This window comes from Arthrobacter sp. LFS091 (genome assembly GCF_047977885.1).
In the GTDB taxonomy this organism is placed as follows: domain Bacteria; phylum Actinomycetota; class Actinomycetes; order Actinomycetales; family Micrococcaceae; genus Arthrobacter.
Genome location: NZ_JBFPFP010000020.1, coordinates 1 through 2368, shown reverse-complemented (window position 1 = coordinate 2368; position 2368 = coordinate 1). Strand labels below are relative to the sequence as shown.

General features: G+C 61.6%; 2 protein-coding genes. One reads left to right on the top strand and one right to left on the bottom strand.

Features of this window, described 5'->3' with window-relative positions; all coding sequences use genetic code 11:
* Positions 1-411 precede the first annotated feature (411 nt).
* Positions 412-1326, top strand: coding sequence for a patatin-like phospholipase family protein (locus ACNQOP_RS20465; RefSeq protein WP_416405568.1), 915 nt, complete (start codon positions 412-414; stop codon positions 1324-1326).
* A gap of 64 nt (positions 1327-1390) precedes the next feature.
* On the opposite strand, the gene ACNQOP_RS20460 is transcribed toward ACNQOP_RS20465, so the two are convergent.
* The gene (locus tag ACNQOP_RS20460) at positions 1391-1984 is read right to left on the bottom strand and encodes an HhH-GPD-type base excision DNA repair protein (protein ID WP_211712170.1); all 594 of its coding nucleotides are present in this window, start codon (positions 1982-1984) and stop codon (positions 1391-1393) included.
* Between the last annotated feature and the right edge of the window lie 384 nt (positions 1985-2368).

Sequence of the window (2368 nt, the reverse complement as noted above, 5' to 3'; positions counted from 1 at the left end):
ATTCCGAACCCGGAAGCTAAGACCCACAGCGCCGATGGTACTGCACCCGGGAGGGTGTGGGAGAGTAGGACACCGCCGGACAACCATTAAGGTCGAGACCCCCCAACCCACCACGGGTCGGGGGGTCTCCCACATTTAAGAGACACAACAGTGCGGGTGTGCCGGCAGCGATCGACGCTCACACCGGCAACTTCCTGGGCCTCCACGCAAGTGGGGGCCTTTTGTCGTTAACGTTCCATGGCGTGTGGCTCGGGGGCGTGCTATTTTTCAAGTGATCGTGATTCGTCGACAGGAGGTGAGACCCATGAACGCAGTATCCATAGTGGGCGCTCCCTTGTTGTCCACGATCGGGCGACTGAATTAGTCGCCTCCGGGAGTGCCTTGATCCGCAATTCGCGAAAGGCAACTCCCATGAACACAACATCTTCTTCAACGGTGCGTAGTTCCCATACTGCGTTGGTCCTCGGAGGCGGGGGATCCACCGGCAACGCGTGGCTCATCGGCGTGATAGCCGGCCTCTACGGGTCCGGGCTTGATGTGACCACCCCGGATCTTACTGTCGGAACGTCGGCTGGATCAACGGCAGCGGCCCAGTTGGCCGCGTCGTCCCCAGCGGAACTGTTCGCGGCCGCCGTCGCCCCTGTGCCTGAAGCCCAGCGGCGGCCGGGCGCGGCCGGATCTGACCGCGGCCGCCCGTTGCCTGTATCGAGCCACTTAGCGAGGATGAACCACATCATCTCCTCCTCCAATGATGCGGCCGAAATGCGCCGTCGAATGGGGGCGGCCGCCATGGAGTCGGATGCAGCGACGGACGATTCCTGGCAATCAAAATGGCGCGCTGTCGTTGCGTCCCGGCTCCCGGATCAACGTTGGCCGGACCGGCAGGTACTGATCACGGCCGTAGATGCCGAAACCGGTGAACCTGCCGTTTTCGATCGCGGAAGCGGTGTCGAGCTGGTGGATGCCGTTGCTGCCAGCTGTTCCAGCTCCAGGCCATACAGGATCGGGGACAATTGGTACCTCGACGGCGGCTATCGGTCGAACGCCGAGAATGCCGACCTGGCAGCCGGCTATGGGCGGGTACTGGTGCTGTCACCTTTCGGCGGCCGGTCCCTTCAGCCCGTGGAGTGGGGCATGCACCTGGTGACGCAGGTTGAAGCTCTACGTGCAGGCGGCAGCAGGGTGGTGACCATTTTCCCGCGCCCTGATGCCGAGCACCTGTTTGGTACGAACGCGATGGATATTTCCTTGCGTCCTGCCGCTGCCCAAGCTGGCTACGACCAGGGCACGGCCCTGGCAGGGAGGCTTGGCGAGTTCTGGCGATGAGATGAAGGAAGGCTCCCACCAATGGTGGGAGCCCTCCTCTGTCTGGCTGCTGTAAGGGGTGGTCTTACGCGCTGGGCGCCTTTGCAGCTTTGGCTGCTGCTTTGGCGGCCTGTTTGCTGGCGCGCACCTTGACCAAGGACTCTGGATCCACGATGTCGGCGACGGAAAGGTACGAGCCCTGCTCGCCGTAGTGGCCAGCGGCTTCCCGCCACCCCTCGGCTTGAAGCCCGCACTGCTTGCCAAGGAGGGCCAGGAAGATCTTCGCCTTTTGTTCGCCGAACCCGGGCAGGGCCTTCAGGCGGCGGAGTACCTCAGCGCCGTCGGGGGAGCCGCTTGTCCAGATTGACGCAGCGTCTCCGTTCCATTCGTGGTGGACGGTTTCCGCCAGAGCCTGGACCCTGCCCGCCATGGAACCGGGGAACCTGTGGACGGCCGGCCTTTCTTTGAAGACTTCAACGAAGCCAGCGGGGTCGTACTCGGCAATCGTTTCGGGCTTCAAGGATCCAAGGCGTGTGCGGATCTTCTCCGGACCGGCGAAGGCCGATTCCATGGTCACCTGTTGATCAAGCAACATGCCAGTCAGCAGCGCAAAGGCGTCATCGCTGAGAAGTTGGTCGGCGGCGGCATCGCCTGTGATGTGCAGTTCCATGGGTCCCATCCTCCCACCACTGAGAGCCGGCGTCATGGCGGCTTCTGTATAAGGTTCGACGGCGGTTTGGTGGGGGTTTGGTGGGTGGTTGGGGTGGGGTGTGGGGGTGGATTTGCGTTGGTGGTGTGGGGCGTGTATTGTTTTCTGAGTCGCCGGGTGCGAAACGGAAAGCCGGAAGGTGTGTACGGTTCGGTAGGCGGCCAAAAATAACTCTTCTTTTCCAATGGCCCTGTTGTGGTGCGCTGCTTTGTGTGGTGTTCCGGTGGGGTGATGTTTTGGGGGGTCTGTTGTTTGAGAACTCAATAGTGTGCCAAGTTTGTTGATACCGATTGTTTTATTGATTGGTTGAAATTATGGCTGGATCATTGCGCACCCCCGTGTGTGGTGGTCTGG

Bases quoted from the DNA above. Each gene is read 5' to 3' on its own strand.
- ACNQOP_RS20465 (WP_416405568.1), top strand. From the start codon at position 412: ATGAACACAACATCTTCTTCAACGGTGCGTAGTTCCCATACTGCGTTG.
- ACNQOP_RS20460 (WP_211712170.1), bottom strand. From the start codon at position 1,984: ATGGGACCCATGGAACTGCACATCACAGGCGATGCCGCCGCCGACCAA.